The 17,740-nt window shown below is 66.1% G+C and carries 17 protein-coding genes; 8 read left to right on the top strand and 9 right to left on the bottom strand.

The window, feature by feature from the left end; translation table 11 throughout:
- Positions 1–10: 10 nt before the first annotated feature.
- Both ychF and ACN4E0_RS09570 read right to left on the bottom strand, forming a co-directional pair.
- A complete protein-coding gene (ychF, locus tag ACN4E0_RS09575; RefSeq protein WP_419567414.1) occupies positions 11–1,111 on the bottom strand; it encodes a redox-regulated ATPase YchF in 1,101 nt (366 codons plus the stop codon).
- Positions 1,112–1,175: 64 nt separating this feature from the next.
- Positions 1,176–2,171, bottom strand: a complete 996-nt coding sequence (locus ACN4E0_RS09570) for an SDR family oxidoreductase (RefSeq protein WP_419567413.1) — start codon at positions 2,169–2,171, stop codon at positions 1,176–1,178.
- Positions 2,172–2,320: 149 nt separating this feature from the next.
- On the opposite strand from ACN4E0_RS09570, the gene ACN4E0_RS09565 reads away from it, so the two are divergent.
- On the top strand, positions 2,321–3,352 hold the full coding sequence (locus tag ACN4E0_RS09565) for a magnesium transporter (RefSeq protein ID WP_419567412.1): 1,032 nt from the start codon (positions 2,321–2,323) through the stop codon (positions 3,350–3,352).
- Here the strand turns inward: ACN4E0_RS09565 and ACN4E0_RS09560 are convergent.
- The 6 genes from ACN4E0_RS09560 to ACN4E0_RS09535 all read right to left on the bottom strand — a co-directional run bounded on the left by ACN4E0_RS09560 (position 3,349) and on the right by ACN4E0_RS09535 (position 7,682).
- Complete coding sequence (locus tag ACN4E0_RS09560; RefSeq protein ID WP_419567411.1) at positions 3,349–3,855, bottom strand: AAA family ATPase; 507 nt, start codon at positions 3,853–3,855, stop codon at positions 3,349–3,351. The genes ACN4E0_RS09565 and ACN4E0_RS09560 overlap by 4 nt on opposite strands.
- A gap of 4 nt (positions 3,856–3,859) precedes the next feature.
- On the bottom strand, positions 3,860–4,429 hold the full coding sequence (pth, locus tag ACN4E0_RS09555; protein ID WP_419567410.1) for an aminoacyl-tRNA hydrolase: 570 nt from the start codon (positions 4,427–4,429) through the stop codon (positions 3,860–3,862).
- 38 nt (positions 4,430–4,467) lie between these two features.
- Positions 4,468–4,902: a DUF1330 domain-containing protein gene (locus ACN4E0_RS09550; protein ID WP_419567409.1), complete on the bottom strand. Its 435-nt coding sequence runs from the start codon at positions 4,900–4,902 to the stop codon at positions 4,468–4,470.
- Positions 4,903–4,980: 78 nt separating this feature from the next.
- Positions 4,981–5,667, bottom strand: coding sequence for a 50S ribosomal protein L25/general stress protein Ctc (locus tag ACN4E0_RS09545; RefSeq protein ID WP_419567408.1), 687 nt, complete (start codon positions 5,665–5,667; stop codon positions 4,981–4,983).
- Positions 5,668–5,790: 123 nt separating this feature from the next.
- Positions 5,791–6,678, bottom strand: a complete 888-nt coding sequence (locus ACN4E0_RS09540; protein WP_419567407.1) for a TraB/GumN family protein — start codon at positions 6,676–6,678, stop codon at positions 5,791–5,793.
- A gap of 68 nt (positions 6,679–6,746) precedes the next feature.
- Positions 6,747–7,682 carry a TraB/GumN family protein gene (locus tag ACN4E0_RS09535; protein WP_419567406.1) on the bottom strand — a complete coding sequence of 312 codons (936 nt, stop codon included), beginning with the start codon at positions 7,680–7,682 and terminating at the stop codon, positions 6,747–6,749.
- 197 nt (positions 7,683–7,879) lie between these two features.
- Between ACN4E0_RS09535 and ACN4E0_RS09530 the strand changes: the two genes are divergently transcribed.
- The 3 genes from ACN4E0_RS09530 to ppdK all read left to right on the top strand — a co-directional run bounded on the left by ACN4E0_RS09530 (position 7,880) and on the right by ppdK (position 13,921).
- Entirely contained in the window at positions 7,880–8,779 is a 900-nt protein-coding gene (locus ACN4E0_RS09530; protein WP_419567405.1) for a glycine--tRNA ligase subunit alpha, read from the top strand.
- A gap of 115 nt (positions 8,780–8,894) precedes the next feature.
- Positions 8,895–11,141: a glycine--tRNA ligase subunit beta gene (gene glyS / locus ACN4E0_RS09525; RefSeq protein ID WP_419567404.1), complete on the top strand. Its 2,247-nt coding sequence runs from the start codon at positions 8,895–8,897 to the stop codon at positions 11,139–11,141.
- 113 nt (positions 11,142–11,254) lie between these two features.
- Positions 11,255–13,921 carry a pyruvate, phosphate dikinase gene (gene ppdK / locus ACN4E0_RS09520; protein WP_419567402.1) on the top strand — a complete coding sequence of 889 codons (2,667 nt, stop codon included), beginning with the start codon at positions 11,255–11,257 and terminating at the stop codon, positions 13,919–13,921.
- Here ppdK and ACN4E0_RS09515 read toward each other — a convergent pair.
- Complete coding sequence (locus tag ACN4E0_RS09515) at positions 13,918–14,676, bottom strand: class I SAM-dependent methyltransferase (protein WP_419567400.1); 759 nt, start codon at positions 14,674–14,676, stop codon at positions 13,918–13,920. The genes ppdK and ACN4E0_RS09515 overlap by 4 nt on opposite strands.
- 54 nt (positions 14,677–14,730) lie before the next feature.
- On the opposite strand from ACN4E0_RS09515, the gene ACN4E0_RS09510 reads away from it, so the two are divergent.
- The 4 genes from ACN4E0_RS09510 to ACN4E0_RS09495 all read left to right on the top strand — a co-directional run.
- Positions 14,731–15,483, top strand: coding sequence for a double zinc ribbon domain-containing protein (locus tag ACN4E0_RS09510; protein WP_419567398.1), 753 nt, complete (start codon positions 14,731–14,733; stop codon positions 15,481–15,483).
- A 350-nt stretch (positions 15,484–15,833) separates the two neighbouring features.
- On the top strand, positions 15,834–16,208 hold the full coding sequence (hisI, locus tag ACN4E0_RS09505; RefSeq protein WP_419567643.1) for a phosphoribosyl-AMP cyclohydrolase: 375 nt from the start codon (positions 15,834–15,836) through the stop codon (positions 16,206–16,208).
- Between the two features lie 32 nt (positions 16,209–16,240).
- On the top strand, positions 16,241–16,699 hold the full coding sequence (locus ACN4E0_RS09500; protein ID WP_419567396.1) for a MerR family transcriptional regulator: 459 nt from the start codon (positions 16,241–16,243) through the stop codon (positions 16,697–16,699).
- Positions 16,700–16,751: 52 nt separating this feature from the next.
- Positions 16,752–17,740: acyl-CoA dehydrogenase family protein (locus ACN4E0_RS09495; RefSeq protein ID WP_419567395.1), on the top strand; the 989-nt coding region annotated here is incomplete at its 3' end.

Here is a 17,740-nt window from a genome sequence, read left to right as displayed (position 1 = left end):
GGGGTTTTCCTCAGACGTTGAACTTGAACAGCATGACGTCGCCGTCCTGCACCAGGTACTCCTTGCCTTCCTGGCGCAGCTTGCCCGCCTCGCGCGCACCGCTTTCGCCACCGAGGGCGACGTAGTCATCGAAGGCAATTGTTTCAGCGCGAATAAAGCCGCGCTCGAAATCGGTGTGGATCTCGCCCGCCGCCTGCGGCGCCTTGGCGCCGGCGGGGAAGGTCCATGCGCGCGCTTCCTTGGGGCCGCAGGTGAAGAAGGTCTGCAGGCCGAGCAGCTTGTAGCCGGCCTTGATGACGCGGCTGAGGCCCGATTCCTCGAGCCCGAGTTCGGCCAGGAATTCGGCGCGGTCCTCGACCGGCATGGCGACCAGCTCGGCCTCGATCGCGGCGGAGACGACCACCGCTTCGGCACCTTCCGTCGCGGCCTTGGCGAAGACCTGCTCGCTCAGCGCATTGCCGGTGGCGGCGTCTTCCTCGGCGACGTTGCAGACGTAGAGCACGGGCTTGGCGGTGAGCAGCTGCGCCTGGCGGAAGACGCGCGCTTCTTCCTCGTCTCTGGGTTCGGTCAGTCGCGCGGGCTTGCCGTCGCGCAGCAGCTCGAGCGCCTGGCCGAGCACCGAGGCGGTGAGCTTGGCTTCCTTGTCGCCGCCGGTGGCGCGCTTCTGCGCCGCGGGAACGCGCTTTTCGAGGCTTTCGAGATCGGCCAGCAGCAGCTCGGTCTCGACCACTTCGGCGTCGGCCAGCGGGTCGACCTTGTTGGCGACATGCTGGATGTCGTCGTCCTCGAAGCAGCGCAGCACGTGGACGATCGCGTCGACCTCGCGGATGTTGCCGAGGAACTGGTTGCCCAGGCCTTCGCCCTTGCTCGCGCCCTTCACCAGGCCCGCAATGTCGACGAAGGCGAGCTGGGTCGGGATGATCTTGGCCGATCCGGCGATGGCGGCGATCCGGTCGAGCCGCGCGTCGGGCACGGCGACCTGGCCGACATTCGGCTCGATCGTGCAGAAGGGATAGTTCGCGGCCTGCGCGGCCTGCGTCTCGGTCAGTGCATTGAACAGGGTGGACTTGCCGACATTCGGCAGGCCGACGATCCCGCAGCGGAAACCCATCAGAAACTCCGGAAAATGTGTGTGGCGCGCGCCTTAGACGGGGCCTGCGCGAAATGCCAGAGCGTCAGGCGTTGTGCACCGCCTTGATCAGCGGGCCGTAGCCGCTCTCGCCGAGCCAGCCGAGCTGTGTCCTGGCGCAGACCTCGTTGATCGCGACCTGCGGGATCGCGCCGCCGCTGACCGGCAGGCGGACGGGGCGCGTGCCGGGAGCCATGCCGAGGACTTTCGCTATCGCGCGCGGAACGTCCATCGGATCGGCGCTGCGGCCCGATCCGTCCTCGGTTCCCATGCGCGCGACCACCTGCGGATAGCCGTCCAAGTGGAGCGGCGAGGCGCGTTCCTTCAGCTCGCGGGAATAGCGGTTGCGGTTGACCCAGACCTGGGTCGGATAGCCGCCGGGTTCGATCACTGTGACGCCGATATTGTGCGGCACGAGCTCGTAGGCGAGCTGTTCGAACATCGCTTCGACCGCGAACTTGGTCGCCGAATAATGGCCCGCATAGGGCACGATCACGCGGCCGAGCTGGCTTGCGACGGCGAAGATGTGCCCCTGCTGGCGCGCGCGCATTCCGGGCAGCACCGCGCGAGCTAGACGATGGTAACCGAGGACGTTGGTATCGAAGGCCAGTCTGGTCGCCTCCATGTCCTGCACCTCGACCGGGCCGGTGATGCCGATCCCGGCATTGTTGACCAGCACGTCGAGCCCGCGGCCGGCGATGCGCTCGGCTTCGGCCACCGCCTGCGCCACTTCGTCGTCGAGAAGGACGTCGAGCTGCAGCACGTGGATGTCCAGCTTCTCGTCGCGCGCCAGTTGCCGCAGCTCCTCGGCTTCGGGACGCGGAGTGTTGCGCATCGTGGCGAACACTGTCGCTCCGAGGCGGGCGAAGTGTTCGCTTGCAAGTCGCCCGAAGCCCGAAGAAGTGCCGGTGATGAGGACGGCCTTACCGGCCAGGTCGGGCGCGGCTTCCAGAACATCCCGGGCGGCAAGCTTCGTCGTGGAGGCAAGTGCGCCGGTGGCGGCGGCCCCGGCAAGCAGGGAGCGGCGGGTCAGGTCGGGCATGGTTCTCTCCTCTCGGAGGCAGCATGCCGCGCCGGTTCGGATTTTGCCAGCGCCGGAAGTGTTTTGCTTGCGCCCCGCAATGCTCTAATCGTTAAGCATAACAGAAGGGGCCGGGTCGCGAACGAATCGCCAACGGGGGTCCTTAAAATATGTCGACCATGGTTCTGAGCGAAGCAGAGGAGCGGGCCGAGGCGCTTCTGCGCACCGGAAAGACGGAGAATACCGTCGCCAGCCTGATGCAACCCGCGGTGGGCATCTTCGCGCCCACCACCACCGTCGCCGAAGCGACCGAGGTCCTCCGCCAGCAGGTTCGCGCCGCTTTCATCACCTATCTCTACGTCGTCGATGGCTCGAACCATTTGCTCGGCCTCGTGGTTATGCGCGAAATGCTGCTCGCGACGCCGGAGACCACGCTGGAAGAGATCATGATCAAGGATCCCTTCGCGCTGCAACGCGACATGTCGCTCGGCGATGCGCTGAAGGCGGCGCTGCGCAAGCATTTCCCGGTCTATCCCATCGTCGATGCCGATTACCGGCTCGTCGGGCTCGTGCGCGGGGCCGAACTCTTCGCCAATCGCGCGATCGAGCTGTCGGCGCAGGCGGGTGAAATGGTCGGCGTCGAGAAGGAGGAACGGCTGTTCACGCCGCTGCTGACCAGCCTCAAGCTGCGCCATCCCTGGCTGCAGGTGAACCTGCTCACCGCCTTCGTCGCGGCGGCGGTGGTCGGCCTGTTCGAGGATACGCTCAGCCGGCTCGTCATCCTCGCGGTCTTCCTCCCGGTGATGGCGGGACAGACGGGCAATACCGGATGCCAGGCGCTGGCCGTGGCATTGCGCGGCATGACGCTGGGCGAGGTCAATGCCGACAGCGCCCGCCACCTGGTGCGCAAGGAAGGGACGCTCGGTTTCGCCAACGGCCTGCTCGTCGGGGTCACGGCAGGCGCGGGCATGTATGCCTACGCGCTGATCCAGGGTGAGGCCGATCCGGTCTGGTTCGGGATCGTCGTGCTGATCTCGATGGTGCTGGCCTGCACCGTCAGCGGGATCGCGGGGGCGCTGATCCCGCTGACGCTCAAGCGGCTCGGCGCCGATCCGGCGACCGCATCGAGCATTTTCCTGACCACGATGAGCGACGTCGCCAGCATGGGTGTGTTCCTCGGCCTCGCGACATTGCTGCTTTAGGCCGCTTCGAGAGTCGCGAGCCAGGCCGCGGCTTGCCGCGGGGATTTCAGGCGAACGAGTTTTTCGGAATGGGGTGCGAGCCGCTGCTCCAGGCGCTTGCCCGGCCCGGACCGCCAGCGCGCGACATACAAGAAGAAGGCGAGATCGAACCGCTCTTCACACCCCGGAGTCATGTCCGGCCGCGTGCGGCCTCGCCACTTCCTGATGCGCGCCAGCAGGCGCCAGAGGCACAGAACTATCGGATAGTCGAGCAACACGACCGTATCGGCCCGTGGCAGGCGGCGCTCGAGCGAGCCGCCATAGTTCCCCTCGAGCACCCAGCGCTCCTGCGCGATCACCTCATCGATCCGGTCGAGCAGATCCTGCGGGGCGGATTCGACCCAGCCCGGCTGCCAGTTGAGCCGGTCCATGTGGAACAGCGGCAGGCCGAGCCGTTCGGCAAGCGCGAAGCCGAGCGTGGATTTGCCCGCGCCGCATGGTCCGACGACGAGGACGCGTTGCACGCTGCTAGTCCTGCAGCCGCAGCGCGTATTCGCTCATGAAGCGCGCATCGTCGCCGCGCGCGAGCCATTCCGCTTCCGCGCCGATCGCGCCGAGCATGTCGGCGAGGTCGTCCATTTCCGCCTTGGTGTAGTTGCCCAGCACATGGCCGTGGACGCGTTCCTTCGATCCGGGATGGCCGATGCCGATGCGCACGCGGCGAAAATCGGGGCCGAGGTGCTGCGCGATCGAGCGCAGTCCATTGTGCCCGGCCAGCCCCCCTCCGGTGCGGACCTTGACCTTGAAGGGCGCGAGGTCGAGCTCGTCGTGGAACACGGTCAGCGCGTCGGGCTCGAGCTTGTAGAAGCGCAGCGCCTCGCCCGCCGCGCGGCCGCTTTCGTTCATGAAGGTCGCGGGCTTGAGCAGCAGGATCTTCTGCGTGCCGATACGACCCTCGCGGACCCAGCCCGAAAACTTCTTCTGCATCGGGCCGAAACCGTACATGTCGGCAATGACGTCGACCGCCATGAAGCCGACATTGTGCCGGTGCATCGCATATTGCGGTCCGGGATTTCCGAGGCCTGTCCAGATCTGCATGGCGCGCTGTTAGCCGGTGACCGCCGCAAACCCAAGCCCTAGGCGGGCGCGTTTGCAGGCCAGAGCGGCAGCAGGCGCGAATCGCTCAGGGCCGCAGTGCGATGCTGCGTGATGCGCTGAGCCGCCGGGTCGGAGGCGAAGGCCAGGAAGCTGGCCTTGCTCGCCTGCTTCACCAGCATGGCGAAGTCCCATTGTTCGGCGTCGGGGCCAATGAGGAAGGCATCGGCCTTGCCGGCGAACAGCACTTCGCCGCCGCTGGCCGTCAGCAGGGGTTCGAGCTCGGCCATGTAGCGGGCATAGGCCTCGGCGCCGGTCGCGCCCCCCTCGGGTTCGAGATCGCGAGCATGGCTGTAATCGGCGCGGTCGCGAAAGCGCAGGAGGTTGAGCATGACCACCGGCCCGTCGCCGGGCGTGCCGAAAAAGCGCGCGCCCGCCTGCGGCGAGACGTCGAGATAGGTCGGGGCATCGGTCATCGCGGCTCTCCCAACGCAAAACGCCGGCCCCGCTGGGGGCCGGCGTCTCGTATAAGCCGAAACGGCCGGTGGAAAGGATCAGTCCTCGCCGCCTTCGTCTTCGCCTTCTGCTTCTTCCTCGGCGTCCTGCTCGGTGGCGGGCACGTCGGCGGCAGTGGTTTCACCTTCCTGCGTGGTGTCGCCTTCGGCCTTCTTGAGCGCCGAGGGAGCGACCAGCGTGGCGATGGTGAAGTCGCGATCGGTGATCGCGCTCTCGCTGCCCTGGGGCAGGGTCACTTCGCTGATATGGATCGAATCGCCGACGGCCTTGCCGGTGACGTCGATTTCGATCTCGCTGGGGATCTTGTCGGCTTCGCAGACCAGTTCGAGCTCGTGACGGACGATGTTCAGCACGCCGCCCTTCTTGAGGCCCGGCGAAGCTTCTTCGTTGGTGAACACGACCGGGACGCTGACTTCGACCTTGGCGTTCTTCGACAGACGCAGGAAGTCGACGTGCTCGGGGCGGTCGTTGACGGGGTGCAGGGCGACGTCCTTGGGAAGCGTGCGCAGCGTCTTGCCGCCCACTTCGATCTCGACGATCGAGTTCATGAAGTGACCGGTCATCAGCTGACGGATCAGTTCCTTCTCTTCCACGTGAATCAGGGTGGGTTCTTCCTTGCCGCCATAGATCACGGCGGGGACACGGCCTTCGCGACGCAGTGCACGGGAGGCTCCCTTGCCAGCCCGTTCGCGCGTCTCGGCCGGCAGGGTCAGAGCGTCGCTCATGTCACTTACCTTTCGAATGCATATTGGTTACCCGGTCCACCACGCCTCCAGGGATGACCATGGTGCCGGAGGCGCGCGCCTAGCAGGATGCGCGGGAAAAGCAAGCGCGAAGAGCGCGTCGCTCTATTCGATGCGCCGGACCTTGTATCCACGCGCCTCGAGCATGACGGGAAGCCCCGCTTCGCCGAGCAAATGCCCCGCGCCGACCGCGATCAGCGGTTTTTCGCGCGCAGAGAGGAGGTTCTCGATCTGCGCCGCCCAATTGGCGTTGCGATCGACGAGCAGGGCCTGGACAAGTTCGGGATCGGCCAGGATGCCGCGCCGGGTCAGCTGCTGGAGCTGGTCGGTGTCGCCTGCCAACCAGGCCTTGGCGAGCGTGCCGATCCCGTCGTCGTAATCGCGCGATTCCTTGAGCACGGCATTGAGCAGGTCGCGCTGCTCGGTCTCGGGCAGGCCGTCGAAGATTTCGAGTTGCCCGCGGGCGCCCTCCAGTTCGACCACCTCGCGCTTGTCGAAGGCCGCCAGCAGCGCGCGGTCGGCGCCGTTTTCGGACTTGGCCGACTGCGCCACCTGCGCCAGCGCCAGCGCGGCGGCCCAGCTTTCCATCGGATCGAAATAGGCGCGGCGGACCTTGGCCCTGACCAGCAGCGTCTCGAATTCGTCGGTCAGGTCCGGATCGATCCGCTGCGCGATCGGGCCGGCGGGGCGGTCGAAGGCCATCTGCTCGAAGATTTTCGAAAGCTCGGCGCTGTCCTCGAGATTGGCAACCTCGACCACCAGCATGTCGGCCTTGCCGAGAATGCCGTCGAGCCTGGGCGAGCGCCATTTGGTGTCGTCGGGCAGGGCGTGGATCGTGCCGAACATCCAGCCCTCGACCGTGCCCTTGCTGTCGGTGATCTCCCACAAGGCGGGATAGGGGCCTTCGGGCTTGGCATTGTCGGCCTGCTTGCCGCAGGCGGCGAGCAGCAGCGCCAGGGCGAGGCAGAGGGAGGAGAGCGAGCGGGCGGTCACGCTCGCTTCCCTGCATTGTTTGAAGCGCTTGGCAAGATTGGATTTCCGCCCGACCGCCAGCGGGACAATTACTGGAGGCGTGTCACGGTCAGGCCGCGACCGGCGAGATAGTCCTGCACGCTGCGCGAACCGGCGAGATGACCTGCTCCGACCGCGAGGAAGACCGTGCCCGGGGTGTCGAGCCGCGTGTCGATCCAGTCGGCCCAGCGCGCGTTGCGATCAAAGAGCAGCGCGTCGGCGAGCACCTGATCGGTCAGGCCCTGGTTCATCAGCTCGGCGAGGCCGTCGGCATCGCCCTCCATCCACTCGGCCACCATGCGCTTCATCAGCGGCGCGATCTGGTCGATATTGTCCGCCGCGACCATCATGAAGGCGATCTGCGAGTCCTCGGGCAGGCCGTCGAAGAGATTGATCTGGTCGTCGAGCGACTCCAGCCCGGCGCGTTTCGCATCGGCGGGGGCCAGCTTGTCGATCATCGCCTCGACACCGCTTTCGGCGGAATAGCCTTCCTTCATCAGCGGAAGGACCCCCAGGTTCATGCCGGCGAACCACGGTTCGAAGGCGTCGAAGGCTGCGGGCGGCATGCCGAGCGTGCCGAGCGCCGCCTCGTAGCTTGCGCGATCCTCGTCGCTGAGCTGGTCGCGCAGGGTCTCGCCCTGCGGCAGCATGGCCTTGCTCATGACCATCTGCTGCGCCGCCGGGTCCTGCGCCGCCGAGGCGGGGATTTCGGTGATGAGCTCGTCCGCTCCGGAGAGGGCATTCTCGATCGGGCCGCCGTACCATTCGGTGCCCTTGGGCAGCGCGTGGACGGTCCCGAAGAGGTAGATCGTGGTGTCTTCGTCGGCGACCTTCCACAGGGCAGGGCCGGCGCGCTCGGCCGGCTGCTGCTGCGCGACGGTGGGCGTCGGAGCGGAGGCCAGCTCGCTGTCGGATGCCGTCGCGCAGCCCTGCAGCAGGAGCGCAGCGGCAGGGAGCCAGGCGAAGTGGGTGGCGGACAATTTCATGAACATGGTTCCTTACTTGTGCCGACGGATTTGTCAGCAGTGATTTCGGCCCTGACGGGGGTCAGCGGCCCGCACCCTATGTCAAGCATGCTTTCCAATGTCAAACACCCTTTACTAAAAGTCATGCATGCATGTCATCCAACTTCGCATCTTCGCAGGATTGACCCCGTTTCGCGCTTGCGCCATTGCCCGCCGCCATGGACCGCAATCCGCAAAATTCCTTCCAGGACATGATCCTCGCGCTGCACGATTTCTGGAGCGCGCAGAGATGCCTCATCCTCCAGCCCTACGACATGCGCATGGGCGCGGGCACCTTCCACACCGCGACCACGCTGCGCGCATTGGGGCCCGAGCCGTGGAACGCGGCCTTCGTCCAGCCCTGCCGCCGCCCGACCGACGGCCGTTATGGCGAGAACCCCAACCGGCTGCAGCATTATTACCAGTACCAGGTAATCCTCAAGCCGAGCCCCGCGGACATCCAGGACCTCTACCTCGAAAGCCTGCGCGTCATCGGGATCGATCCCTTGAAGCACGACATCCGCTTCGTCGAGGACGACTGGGAATCGCCCACGCTCGGCGCCTGGGGGCTGGGCTGGGAAGTCTGGTGCGACGGCATGGAAGTCACGCAGTTCACCTATTTCCAGCAGATGGGCGGCTTCGACTGCAAGCCGGTCGCGGGCGAGCTGACCTACGGGCTCGAACGCCTCGCCATGTACATCCAGGGCGTCGACAACGTCTACGACCTCGCGTTCAACGATCGCGGCGTGAGCTATGGCGATGTCTTCCTCGAGAACGAGAAGCAGATGTCGAAGTGGAACTTCGAAATCGCCGAGACCGATGCGCTGTTCGACCTGTTCAACAAGGCCGAGGCCGAGTGCCGCAACGCGCTCGACGCCAATGTCCCGATCGCGGCCTACGAGCAGGCGGTCGAGGCGAGCCACATCTTCAACCTGCTGCAGGCGCGCGGCGTCATCAGCGTGCAGGAACGCGCCAGCTACATGGGCCGCGTCCGCGACCTCGCGCGCGGCGCCTGCGAAGCGCATATGGCCAAGGAAGCGCCCGCCTGGGCCGCAAAATATCCGGAGTGGTCGAAATGAGTGTGACCATCCAACCCATGATCCGTCATTGCGAGCGTAGCGAAGCAATCCAGTTCCGCACTTCGTGGATTGCCGCGTCGCCTGCCGCTCCTCGCAATGACGAGGGGGCTGGGCAATGAGCGACTTCCTCCTCGAATTGCGCAGCGAAGAAATTCCCGCCCGCATGCAGGCTGGCGCGCGCGCCGAGCTGGAAAAGCTGTTCCGCCGCGAGCTTGAGTCTGCCGGTGTTGCGGCAGGGGAGATCACCGTCTGGTCGACCCCGCGCCGCCTCGCGCTGATTGCTCGCGGACTGCCGGAGGCGACCGAAGCCGTGAGCGAGGAACTGAAAGGCCCGCCGGTCGGTGCGCCCGATCAGGCGCTCGACGGCTTCTGCCGCAAGGCGGGCGTCGATCGTGCCGATCTGGAAGTGCGCGACGTGAAGGGGCGGGAAACCTACTTCGCGGTGAAGAACGTGCCCGGTCGGGCGACCAGGGACCTGCTCGCCGAGGCGATCCCCGCGATCGTCCGCGATTTCTCCTGGCCCAAGTCGATGCGCTGGGGCGCCGCTTCGATCAGCACCGAGTCGCTGCGCTGGGTGCGTCCGCTGTCGGGCATCGTCGCGCTGCTGGGTGACGAAGTGGTCGAATGCGAGGTGCATGGCGTCACCTCGGGTTCGGTCACGCTCGGTCATCGTTTCCACCACTCGGGCGACATCACCATCGGCAATGCCGACGACTACGCGATGAAGCTCCGCGCGGGGCATGTCATCGTCGACCATGCGGAGCGGCAGGACATTATCCGCACAGGCGCCGCCAAGGTCGCCTCCGATGCCGGACTTGAGCTCGTCGAGGACGAGGGGCTGGTGATCGAGAACGCCGGCCTCACCGAATGGCCCGTGCCGCTGCTCGGCCGCTTCGAGGAGGATTTTCTCGAGGTCCCGCCCGAGACGATCCAGCTCACCGCGCGCGTGAACCAGAAGTATTTCGTCTGCGAGGATGCGCAGGGCGAACTCGCCAACGCCTTCATCTGCACCGCCAATATCGAGGCTGAAGACGGCGGCGCGCGCGTGGTCGACGGCAACCGCAAGGTCCTCGCCGCCCGCCTCTCCGACGCGCGCTTCTTCTGGGACGTCGACCGCAAGAAGACGCTCGCCGAGCACGCCAAGGGCCTCGAACGGATCACTTTCCACGAAAAGCTCGGCACCGTCGCCGACAAGGTCGACCGCGTCGCCAAGCTTGCGCGCTGGCTGGTGGAATCCGATATCGTCACCCCGGACTTGATCCGGGGTGGTGCTTCCTCCGGCGCCGCAGAAGACAAGCACAACCCGGGCTCGGGGGCCGGGGTGACGAAAAAGCAACTGGCGGACTGGGCCGAACAGGCTGCGCGGCTCGCCAAGGCCGATCTCGTCACCGAAATGGTCGGCGAGTTTCCCGAACTGCAAGGCCTGATGGGCGGCTACTACGCCCGCGCCGAGGGACTGCCCGACGAAGTCGCCGACGCCATCCGCGATCACTACAAGCCGGTGGGGCAGGGCGATGAAGTGCCGACCGCGCCGGTGACGGTGGCGGTTAGTTTGGCTGACAAGCTCGACAACCTTCTTTCATTTTTCAAAGTCGATTTGCTGCCTACGGGGTCAAAGGATCCATTCGCCCTACGCCGTGCTGGCTTGGCGTATTTGAGCCTTGTGCGCGCGAACGACCTGCGAATCCATTTGCAGAGCGCTGCACAGGCTTGGGGTGAACCCTTCGACGGAATCCACGGACTTCGCGTCGCTGACTTCCTCTTTGAGCGACTTGGCGTACAGCTCAAAGATGAAGGTGTCCGTCACGACTTCATTCAGGCTTCGCGGGCTTGGGAAGAAGGTTCCGAAACTGACGGCTGCCTAGACCGAGTCGAAGCTCGCGCCCGCGCGCTCGCCGCGTTCCTGGACAGCGAAGACGGCACCAACCTCCTCGCCGGCTACAAGCGCGCCGCCAATATCCTCAAGAAGGAAGACTGGCTCGGCGTCGAGGGTGAAATTGCCCGTACCGGCGAAGAAGACCCGCTGGCGCTGGTCGACGATCCCGACATGAAGGCGGTGATCGACGCCAAGATGGCCGAGCGCCACGCGAAACAGCTTTCCTACACGCCCGAACCGGCCGAAAAGGCGCTGATGGATGCGCTGGCACAGTCGGAACCGGCGGCGGCGCGAGCCATTGAGGCGGAAGACTTCGCGCAAGCGATGGCGGCGCTCGCTTCGCTGCGCGCACCGATCGACCGCTTCTTCGATGAAGTGACGGTAAACGCGGATGAAGAAATGAAGCGGGCCAACCGGCTCGACCTGCTTGCGGCCTTCCGTGCTGCAGTGCACAAAGTGGCCGATTTCAGCCGCATCGAGGGCTGATTTCGCGCCCGCGCCACTGTCCGTCACCTTGCCAAAGGGTGCCGGAATTCAGTGGCTTGTAAGATTTTGATCGGGTGACGGGGTGTAACCTTCGTCACCCCGGAAGGGACACGATGAACGATACGGTCTTCACCTTCGGCGGCGATGCCCCGCATACGAATGCACGACAGAAGGACAAGACCGTTACCGGCGGCAAGGGCGCCAACCTCGCCGAAATGGCGAGCATCGGCCTGCCGGTCCCACCGGGCTTCACCATCGCGACCGAGGAATGCCTCAAATATCTCGCGGGCGGCTCGGATTTCTCCGACAAGCTGCGCAGCGACGTCGCCGAGGCGCTGAAGCATGTCGAGAAAACCGTCGGCAAGGGCTTCGGCGATGCCGCCGACCCGCTGCTCGTCTCGGTCCGCTCGGGCGCGGCGATCTCCATGCCCGGCATGATGGACACCGTCCTCAACCTCGGCCTCAACGACGAGACCGTCGAGGGGCTGGCGAGGACCAGCGGCGACGAACGCTTCGCCTGGGACAGCTATCGCCGCTTCATCCAGATGTATGGCGACGTGGTGCTCGGCGTCGATCACGGCCTGTTCGAGGAAGCGCTCGAAATCGCCAAGGAAGAACAGGGCTATTACGCCGATACCGAATTGAGCGCCGGGGAGTGGAAGGCGTTGGTCGCAGAATACAAGGCGATCGTTCAGCAGGAACTGGGCGCGCCGTTCCCGCAGGACCCGGTCGAGCAACTGTGGGGTGCGATCGCCGCCGTGTTCGACAGCTGGGACACCGACCGCGCCAAGATCTACCGCCGCCTCAACGACATTCCGCATGACATGGGCACCGCGGTCAACGTGCAGGCGATGGTGTTCGGCAATATGGGCGATACCAGCGCCACCGGCGTCGCCTTCACCCGCGATCCCTCGACCGGCGAGAAGGCCTATTACGGCGAATGGCTGGTCAATGCACAGGGCGAGGACGTGGTCGCCGGGATCCGCACGCCGCAATACCTCACCAAGGCGCGGCGCGAGGCGGCGGGAGCCGACAAGCCGAGCATGGAAGAGGCGATGCCCGAGGCCTTTGCCGAGCTGGCGCGCCTGTTCGAGCTGCTCGAGCGGCACTACGCCGACATGCAGGACATCGAGTTCACCGTGCAGCAGGGCACGCTGTGGCTGCTTCAGACGCGCAACGGCAAGCGCACCGCCAAGGCCGCGCTCAAGATGGCGGTCGACATGGTCGGCGAGGGGCTGATCGACGAGAAGACCGCCATCCTGCGCGTCGACCCGATGGCATTGGACCAGCTGCTCCATCCGACGCTCGATCCCGATGCGCCGCGCGACGTGCTGACCACCGGCCTGCCGGCATCGCCCGGCGCGGCGAGCGGCAAGATCGTGCTCGATGCCGACACTGCCGAGACCTGGGCAGGGCGGGGCGAGAAGGTCATCTTGGTACGCGTCGAAACCAGCCCCGAGGACATTCACGGCATGCACGCCGCCACCGGAATCCTCACTGCGCGCGGCGGCATGACCAGCCACGCCGCCGTGGTCGCGCGCGGCATGGGCCGGCCTTGCGTCTCGGGTGCCTCGCAGGTCTCGATTTCGCGCGAAGGGCGGACGCTAACCATCGGCAATCGCGAGCTTTCCGAGGGCGATGTCATCACCATCGACGGTGCCAACGGCCAGGTCATGGCGGGCGAGGTCGCAACCATCGAGCCCGAACTGGCGGGCGATTTCGGCACGCTGATGGAATGGGCCGACAAGCACCGTCGCATGCGTGTGCGCACCAATGCCGAGACCGAGACCGAATGCCGCATGGCGCGCCAGTTCGGCGCCGAGGGGATCGGGCTGTGCCGCACCGAGCACATGTTCTTCGACGCGGGCCGGATCAGCGCGGTGCGCGAGATGATCCTCGCCGACAGCGAGGCCGGCCGCCGCGCCGCGCTCGACAAGCTGCTGCCCGAGCAGCGCAGCGACTTCGTCACCATCTTCGAGGTGATGGCGGGGCTGCCCTGCACGATCCGCCTGCTCGACCCGCCGCTCCACGAATTCCTGCCGCACGGTGATGCCGAGTTCGAGGAGCTGGCCGAGGCGACCGGCGTCCCGATCGAGAAGCTGCGCCGCCGCGCGGGCGAGCTGCACGAATTCAACCCCATGCTCGGCCATCGCGGGTGCCGACTCGGGATCACCTATCCCGAGATCTACGAGATGCAGGCGCGCGCGATCTTCGAGGCGGCCTGCCAGGTGGCGCAGGGCAGCGGTGAAGCGCCAGTGCCCGAGATCATGATTCCACTGGTGGCGACGCGGCGCGAGCTCGAACTGCTCAAGGACGTCGTCGACCGCGTGGCGCAGGAGGTGTTCGCGGCCACCGGAACCACGCTTGAATATCTCGTCGGGACGATGATCGAGCTGCCGCGGGCAGCGCTGATGGCGGGCGAGATCGCCGAAGTCGGCGAGTTCTTCAGCTTCGGCACCAACGACCTCACCCAGACCACGCTCGGGGTGAGCCGCGACGATGCCGGCCGCTTCCTGACGACCTATGTCGAGAAGGGCATCTTCGCCCGCGATCCTTTCGTCAGCCTCGATGTCGACGGCGTCGGCCAGCTGGTCGAACTCGCCGTCGAGCGGGGGCGGGCGACGCGCGACGGGCTCAAGCTCGGGATCTGCGGCGAACATGGCGGCGACCCGGCGAGCATCGCGTTCTGCGAGGCGACCGGGCTCGACTACGTCAGCGCTTCGCCCTACCGCGTGCCGATCGCGCGCCTCGCAGCGGCGCAGGCGAGTTTGAAAGCTTAGTCCTTCCAGCCAGTCAGGGTCAGGATCTCGAAACTTTCGAGGACGCGACCCTTGGTGTTGGCGGTCTTGCGGAAGGCGGTTTCGGCGCGTTCGAGCGCAGCCTTGCCGAGCGCGGGCGGGGCGCTCGCCAGCGCGCCGCCGAGGGCCTGGTCGCGCAGGTCCGAGACCAACCGGTCGAGCGAGCCGAAGGATACCGTCAGCGTCCGGCTGTCGACCACCTGGCGCTTGAACAAGGCACGCTGCAGCAGCGCCGCGGCGGCCTGGTTGTCGACCAGCGGATGCATCCGTGCCGCGGGCCGGTCGGGCTCCGCCGCCAGCATGGCGCGGCGCAAATTGGACAGGCTGCCGGTGCCGAGGAAGCTGGCGATCATCATGCCGCCCTCGGCCAGCGCGTTGCGGATATGGAGCAGCGCACCGGGCAGGTCGTTGACCCGGTCGAGCGAGGCGAGGCTGACCACGAGATCGTAGGGCGCCCCGGCGATCGGCGACTCCTCGTCGAGCGAGGCGACATCCTCCTCCTCGACCTGCGCCCCCGCACCGCGCAGCGACAGCGCGAGCGTCCCGGTCCAGTCGCCGACGACGAGCACGCGCCGCGGGTTCATGCGGACGAATTCGAGCCGGTCGAGCACGTCTTCGACCATGTCGTCGAGGATGTAGCGGGCGGCATTGCGATGCGCCTGGCGGACCCGCGCCCGGCGTAGGCCGGCGATCCGGCGGCGGCGCGAGAAGATGCGGGGCGGGGCTTGCTGGGCCATGGCAGAGCCCCTGCCGCGCTTGCCAGCCCGGCGCAAGCGGTGCAGCCTGCGAAGGTGTCGACAAGCCGCCTCCTCGCCGACAGCCTTGCGCCGCTGATCGATTTCGTCTTCCCGCCGCGCTGCCCAGCCTGCGGTGGCGGCGTCGCGCAGCAGGGCGGCTTGTGCGCCGGCTGCTGGGAAGGGCTGGTCATTCCGGGTGAGCCGGGCTGTGCCGCGTGCCAGCGCCCTTTCGGCGAGGGCGGTCCGGGAGCCGGCGCGATCTGCGCGCCCTGCCTGGCCCAGCCACCACGGCACGACGGGATTGCCGCGGGCACGCTTTACACCGATGTCTCGCGCCAGCTGGTGCTTGCCTTCAAGCACGGTCGCCGGATCGCCCTGGCACCGATGCTGGCCCGCCTGATCGCCGCACGATTGTCTGCGGCCGATCCCGATCGTCTGATCGTCCCCGTCCCGCTCCATCGCTGGCGCCTGTGGCGGCGCGGGTTCAACCAGGCGGCGCTGCTCGCTCGCGAGTTGCAGCAGCTCGGGCATGGAGGGCTCTGCGTCGATGCATTGGTGAGGGCCAAGCCCACGCCCGCACTCGGCGGGCTCGGCAAGAAAGCGCGCGCACGGGCCCTGTCGGGAGCGATCGCGCTCAATCCGCGCCGCGCCAACCTCATTGATGGCCGAGACATAGTGCTGGTCGACGACGTGCTGACCAGCGGGGCGACCACCGACAGCTGCGTCCGTGCACTCAAGCGCGGCGGCGCGGCCAGGGTCACCATCGCCTGCTTTGCCCGCGTCCTCGACGAGGCACTCGACGTCTGACTTGAAAACGAAACGCCCGGGACCTTGCGATCCCGGGCGCCACGTGACGAATATAACCGGACCTGCCTTTCGGCGTCGGTGCAGCCCCCCAGCATGCACCATGGGTCCATCCCTCATCGTTACCGGATGCGCCGCGTAAACCCTCGATCGCGGCAGCGGATCCGTGACCCCCTGAACCTGGCGCTCTTTTGGCACCTGCTCCGGTGGGCAGGCTTCACGTGCCTGCGGAGGCATGTGTCGCTTAAATGGCGTTCCGAACAAACAAGCATTTGCGGGGCAGCCTGATTTTGGGTCGACTTTGTGGTTATCATGCAACAAGTGTGGCCGCCGAGTTCAAGGCGAAAGGTAATATGGTGAGTGGTGTGAACGAGCGCGAGGCGGGCACAAGGTTCATGCCGAAGTTCGACGACAAGGGGCTGCTGAGCGCAATCGTCGTGCACCACGAGACCCGGGATGTGTTGATGCTCGGCTTCATGGATGCCGAGGCACTCGCCGCCACGCGCGAGACCGGTTTCGCGCATTTCCATTCGCGGTCGCGCGGAAGGCTGTGGAAGAAGGGCGAAAGCTCGGGCCACGTTCTCTCGGTGGAGGATATCCTCGTCGATTGCGATCAGGATGCGCTGCTGCTGGTCTGTCGACCGGCGGGGCCGACCTGCCATACGGGTGCGTCGAGCTGTTTCTATCGTCGGCTGGAAGACGGTGTTCTCCAACCCGTCAAGACTTGACGCTTACGTAAACGTGCGATTATGTGCAGTGCATGACCCAGCCGCTGCCCAAGGACTTTGCCGCCGAGAATGGCGACCGCCGCCACGCCGGCGCCCATATCGAGCGACCCGACGAGCTCGGCCGCGAACAATATTCGATCTCGGACCTGACGAGCGAATTCGGCTGCACTGCCCGCGCGCTGCGCTTCTACGAGGACGAGGGGCTGATCGCACCGTCACGGATCGGCCTCACGCGCATCTATTCCAAGCGCGACCGCGCCCGTCTCGCCTGGATCATGCGCGCCAAGAACGTCGGTTTCTCGCTGACCGAGATCCGCGAGATGATCGACCTTTACGACCTCGGTGACGGGCGCGTCGAACAGCGCCGCGTGACGGTCGAGAAGTGCAAGGCGCATGTCGCCAAGCTCAAGGAACAGCGCGACGACATCGACAGTTCGATTCACGAACTCACCGAATTCATCGACCACATCGAAAATCTCGATTCCGACTGACTAGCCTTCCACCGGCGGAATGCCGGCCAAACCCAGACCCAAGGACACGCAGATGCCCAGCTACACCGCGCCCACCCGCGACACCCGTTTCATCGTCAACGAGCTGCTCGACCTCGCCGGCTACGGCAATCTGCCGGGCTTCGAGATGGCGAGCACCGACGTGACCGACGCGGTGATCAACGAAGGTGGCAAGTTCTGCTCCGAAGTCCTCGCCCCGCTCAACCTGCCGGGTGACCAGGAAGGCTGCACGCGCAACGATGACGGCTCGGTCACCACGCCCAAGGGGTTCAAGCAGGCCTTCGACAAGTTCCGCGAAGCAGGCTGGGGCACGCTCGCGCAGCCCGAGGAGTTCGGCGGGCAGGGGCTTCCCCACGTGCTCGGCTTCGTGATGGAGGAATTCATCTCCTCCGCCAACCAGGCCTTCGGCATGTATCCCGGCCTCACCAATGGCGCGATCTCGGCGCTGATTGCCAAGGGCAGCCAGGAACAGAAGGAAATGTACCTGCCCAAGATGGTGTCGAACGAATGGACCGGTACCATGAACCTGACCGAGCCGCATTGCGGCACCGATCTCGGCATGATCCGGACCAAGGCCGTGCCCAATAGCGACGGCTCCTATGCGATCACCGGCACCAAGATCTTCATCTCGGCCGGCGAGCATGACATGAGCGAGAACATCATCCATCTCGTGCTCGCGAAGACGCCGGGCGCGCCGGACAGCACCAAGGGCATCTCGCTCTTCGTGGTGCCCAAGTTCTTGGTCAACGAGGATGGCTCGCCAGGCGAGCGCAACGGCGTGATGTGCGGCTCGATCGAGCACAAGATGGGCATCCATGCGAACTCCACCTGCGTGCTCAATTACGACGGCGCGACGGGCTGGATGGTCGGCGAGGAGAACAAGGGTCTCGCCGCCATGTTCATCATGATGAATGCCGCGCGCCTCGGCGTCGGCATCCAGGGGTTGAGCCAGGCCGAGGTCGCGTACCAGAATGCGGTGGCCTACGCGCTCGACCGGCGCCAGGGCCGCGCACTGACCGGCCC

This window comes from Qipengyuania sp. (genome assembly GCF_048550555.1).
Taxonomy (GTDB): Bacteria; Pseudomonadota; Alphaproteobacteria; order Sphingomonadales; family Sphingomonadaceae; genus Qipengyuania.
Note: the sequence above shows the minus strand (reverse complement) of the source record. Positions and strands in the feature narration are given on the sequence as shown.

Excerpts from the sequence above, each read along its gene's own strand:
- ychF (WP_419567414.1), bottom strand. The coding sequence starts at position 1,111 with ATGGGTTTCCGCTGCGGGATCGTCGGCCTGCCGAATGTCGGCAAGTCC.
- ACN4E0_RS09570 (WP_419567413.1), bottom strand. The coding sequence starts at position 2,171 with ATGCCCGACCTGACCCGCCGCTCCCTGCTTGCCGGGGCCGCCGCCACC.
- ACN4E0_RS09565 (WP_419567412.1), top strand. The coding sequence starts at position 2,321 with ATGTCGACCATGGTTCTGAGCGAAGCAGAGGAGCGGGCCGAGGCGCTT.
- pth (WP_419567410.1), bottom strand. The coding sequence starts at position 4,429 with ATGCAGATCTGGACAGGCCTCGGAAATCCCGGACCGCAATATGCGATG.
- ACN4E0_RS09550 (WP_419567409.1), bottom strand. The coding sequence starts at position 4,902 with ATGACCGATGCCCCGACCTATCTCGACGTCTCGCCGCAGGCGGGCGCG.
- ACN4E0_RS09545 (WP_419567408.1), bottom strand. The coding sequence starts at position 5,667 with ATGAGCGACGCTCTGACCCTGCCGGCCGAGACGCGCGAACGGGCTGGC.
- ACN4E0_RS09535 (WP_419567406.1), bottom strand. The coding sequence starts at position 7,682 with ATGAAATTGTCCGCCACCCACTTCGCCTGGCTCCCTGCCGCTGCGCTC.
- ACN4E0_RS09530 (WP_419567405.1), top strand. The coding sequence starts at position 7,880 with ATGGACCGCAATCCGCAAAATTCCTTCCAGGACATGATCCTCGCGCTG.
- glyS (WP_419567404.1), top strand. The coding sequence starts at position 8,895 with ATGAGCGACTTCCTCCTCGAATTGCGCAGCGAAGAAATTCCCGCCCGC.
- ppdK (WP_419567402.1), top strand. The coding sequence starts at position 11,255 with ATGAACGATACGGTCTTCACCTTCGGCGGCGATGCCCCGCATACGAAT.
- ACN4E0_RS09515 (WP_419567400.1), bottom strand. The coding sequence starts at position 14,676 with ATGGCCCAGCAAGCCCCGCCCCGCATCTTCTCGCGCCGCCGCCGGATC.
- hisI (WP_419567643.1), top strand. The coding sequence starts at position 15,834 with ATGGTGAGTGGTGTGAACGAGCGCGAGGCGGGCACAAGGTTCATGCCG.
- ACN4E0_RS09500 (WP_419567396.1), top strand. The coding sequence starts at position 16,241 with ATGACCCAGCCGCTGCCCAAGGACTTTGCCGCCGAGAATGGCGACCGC.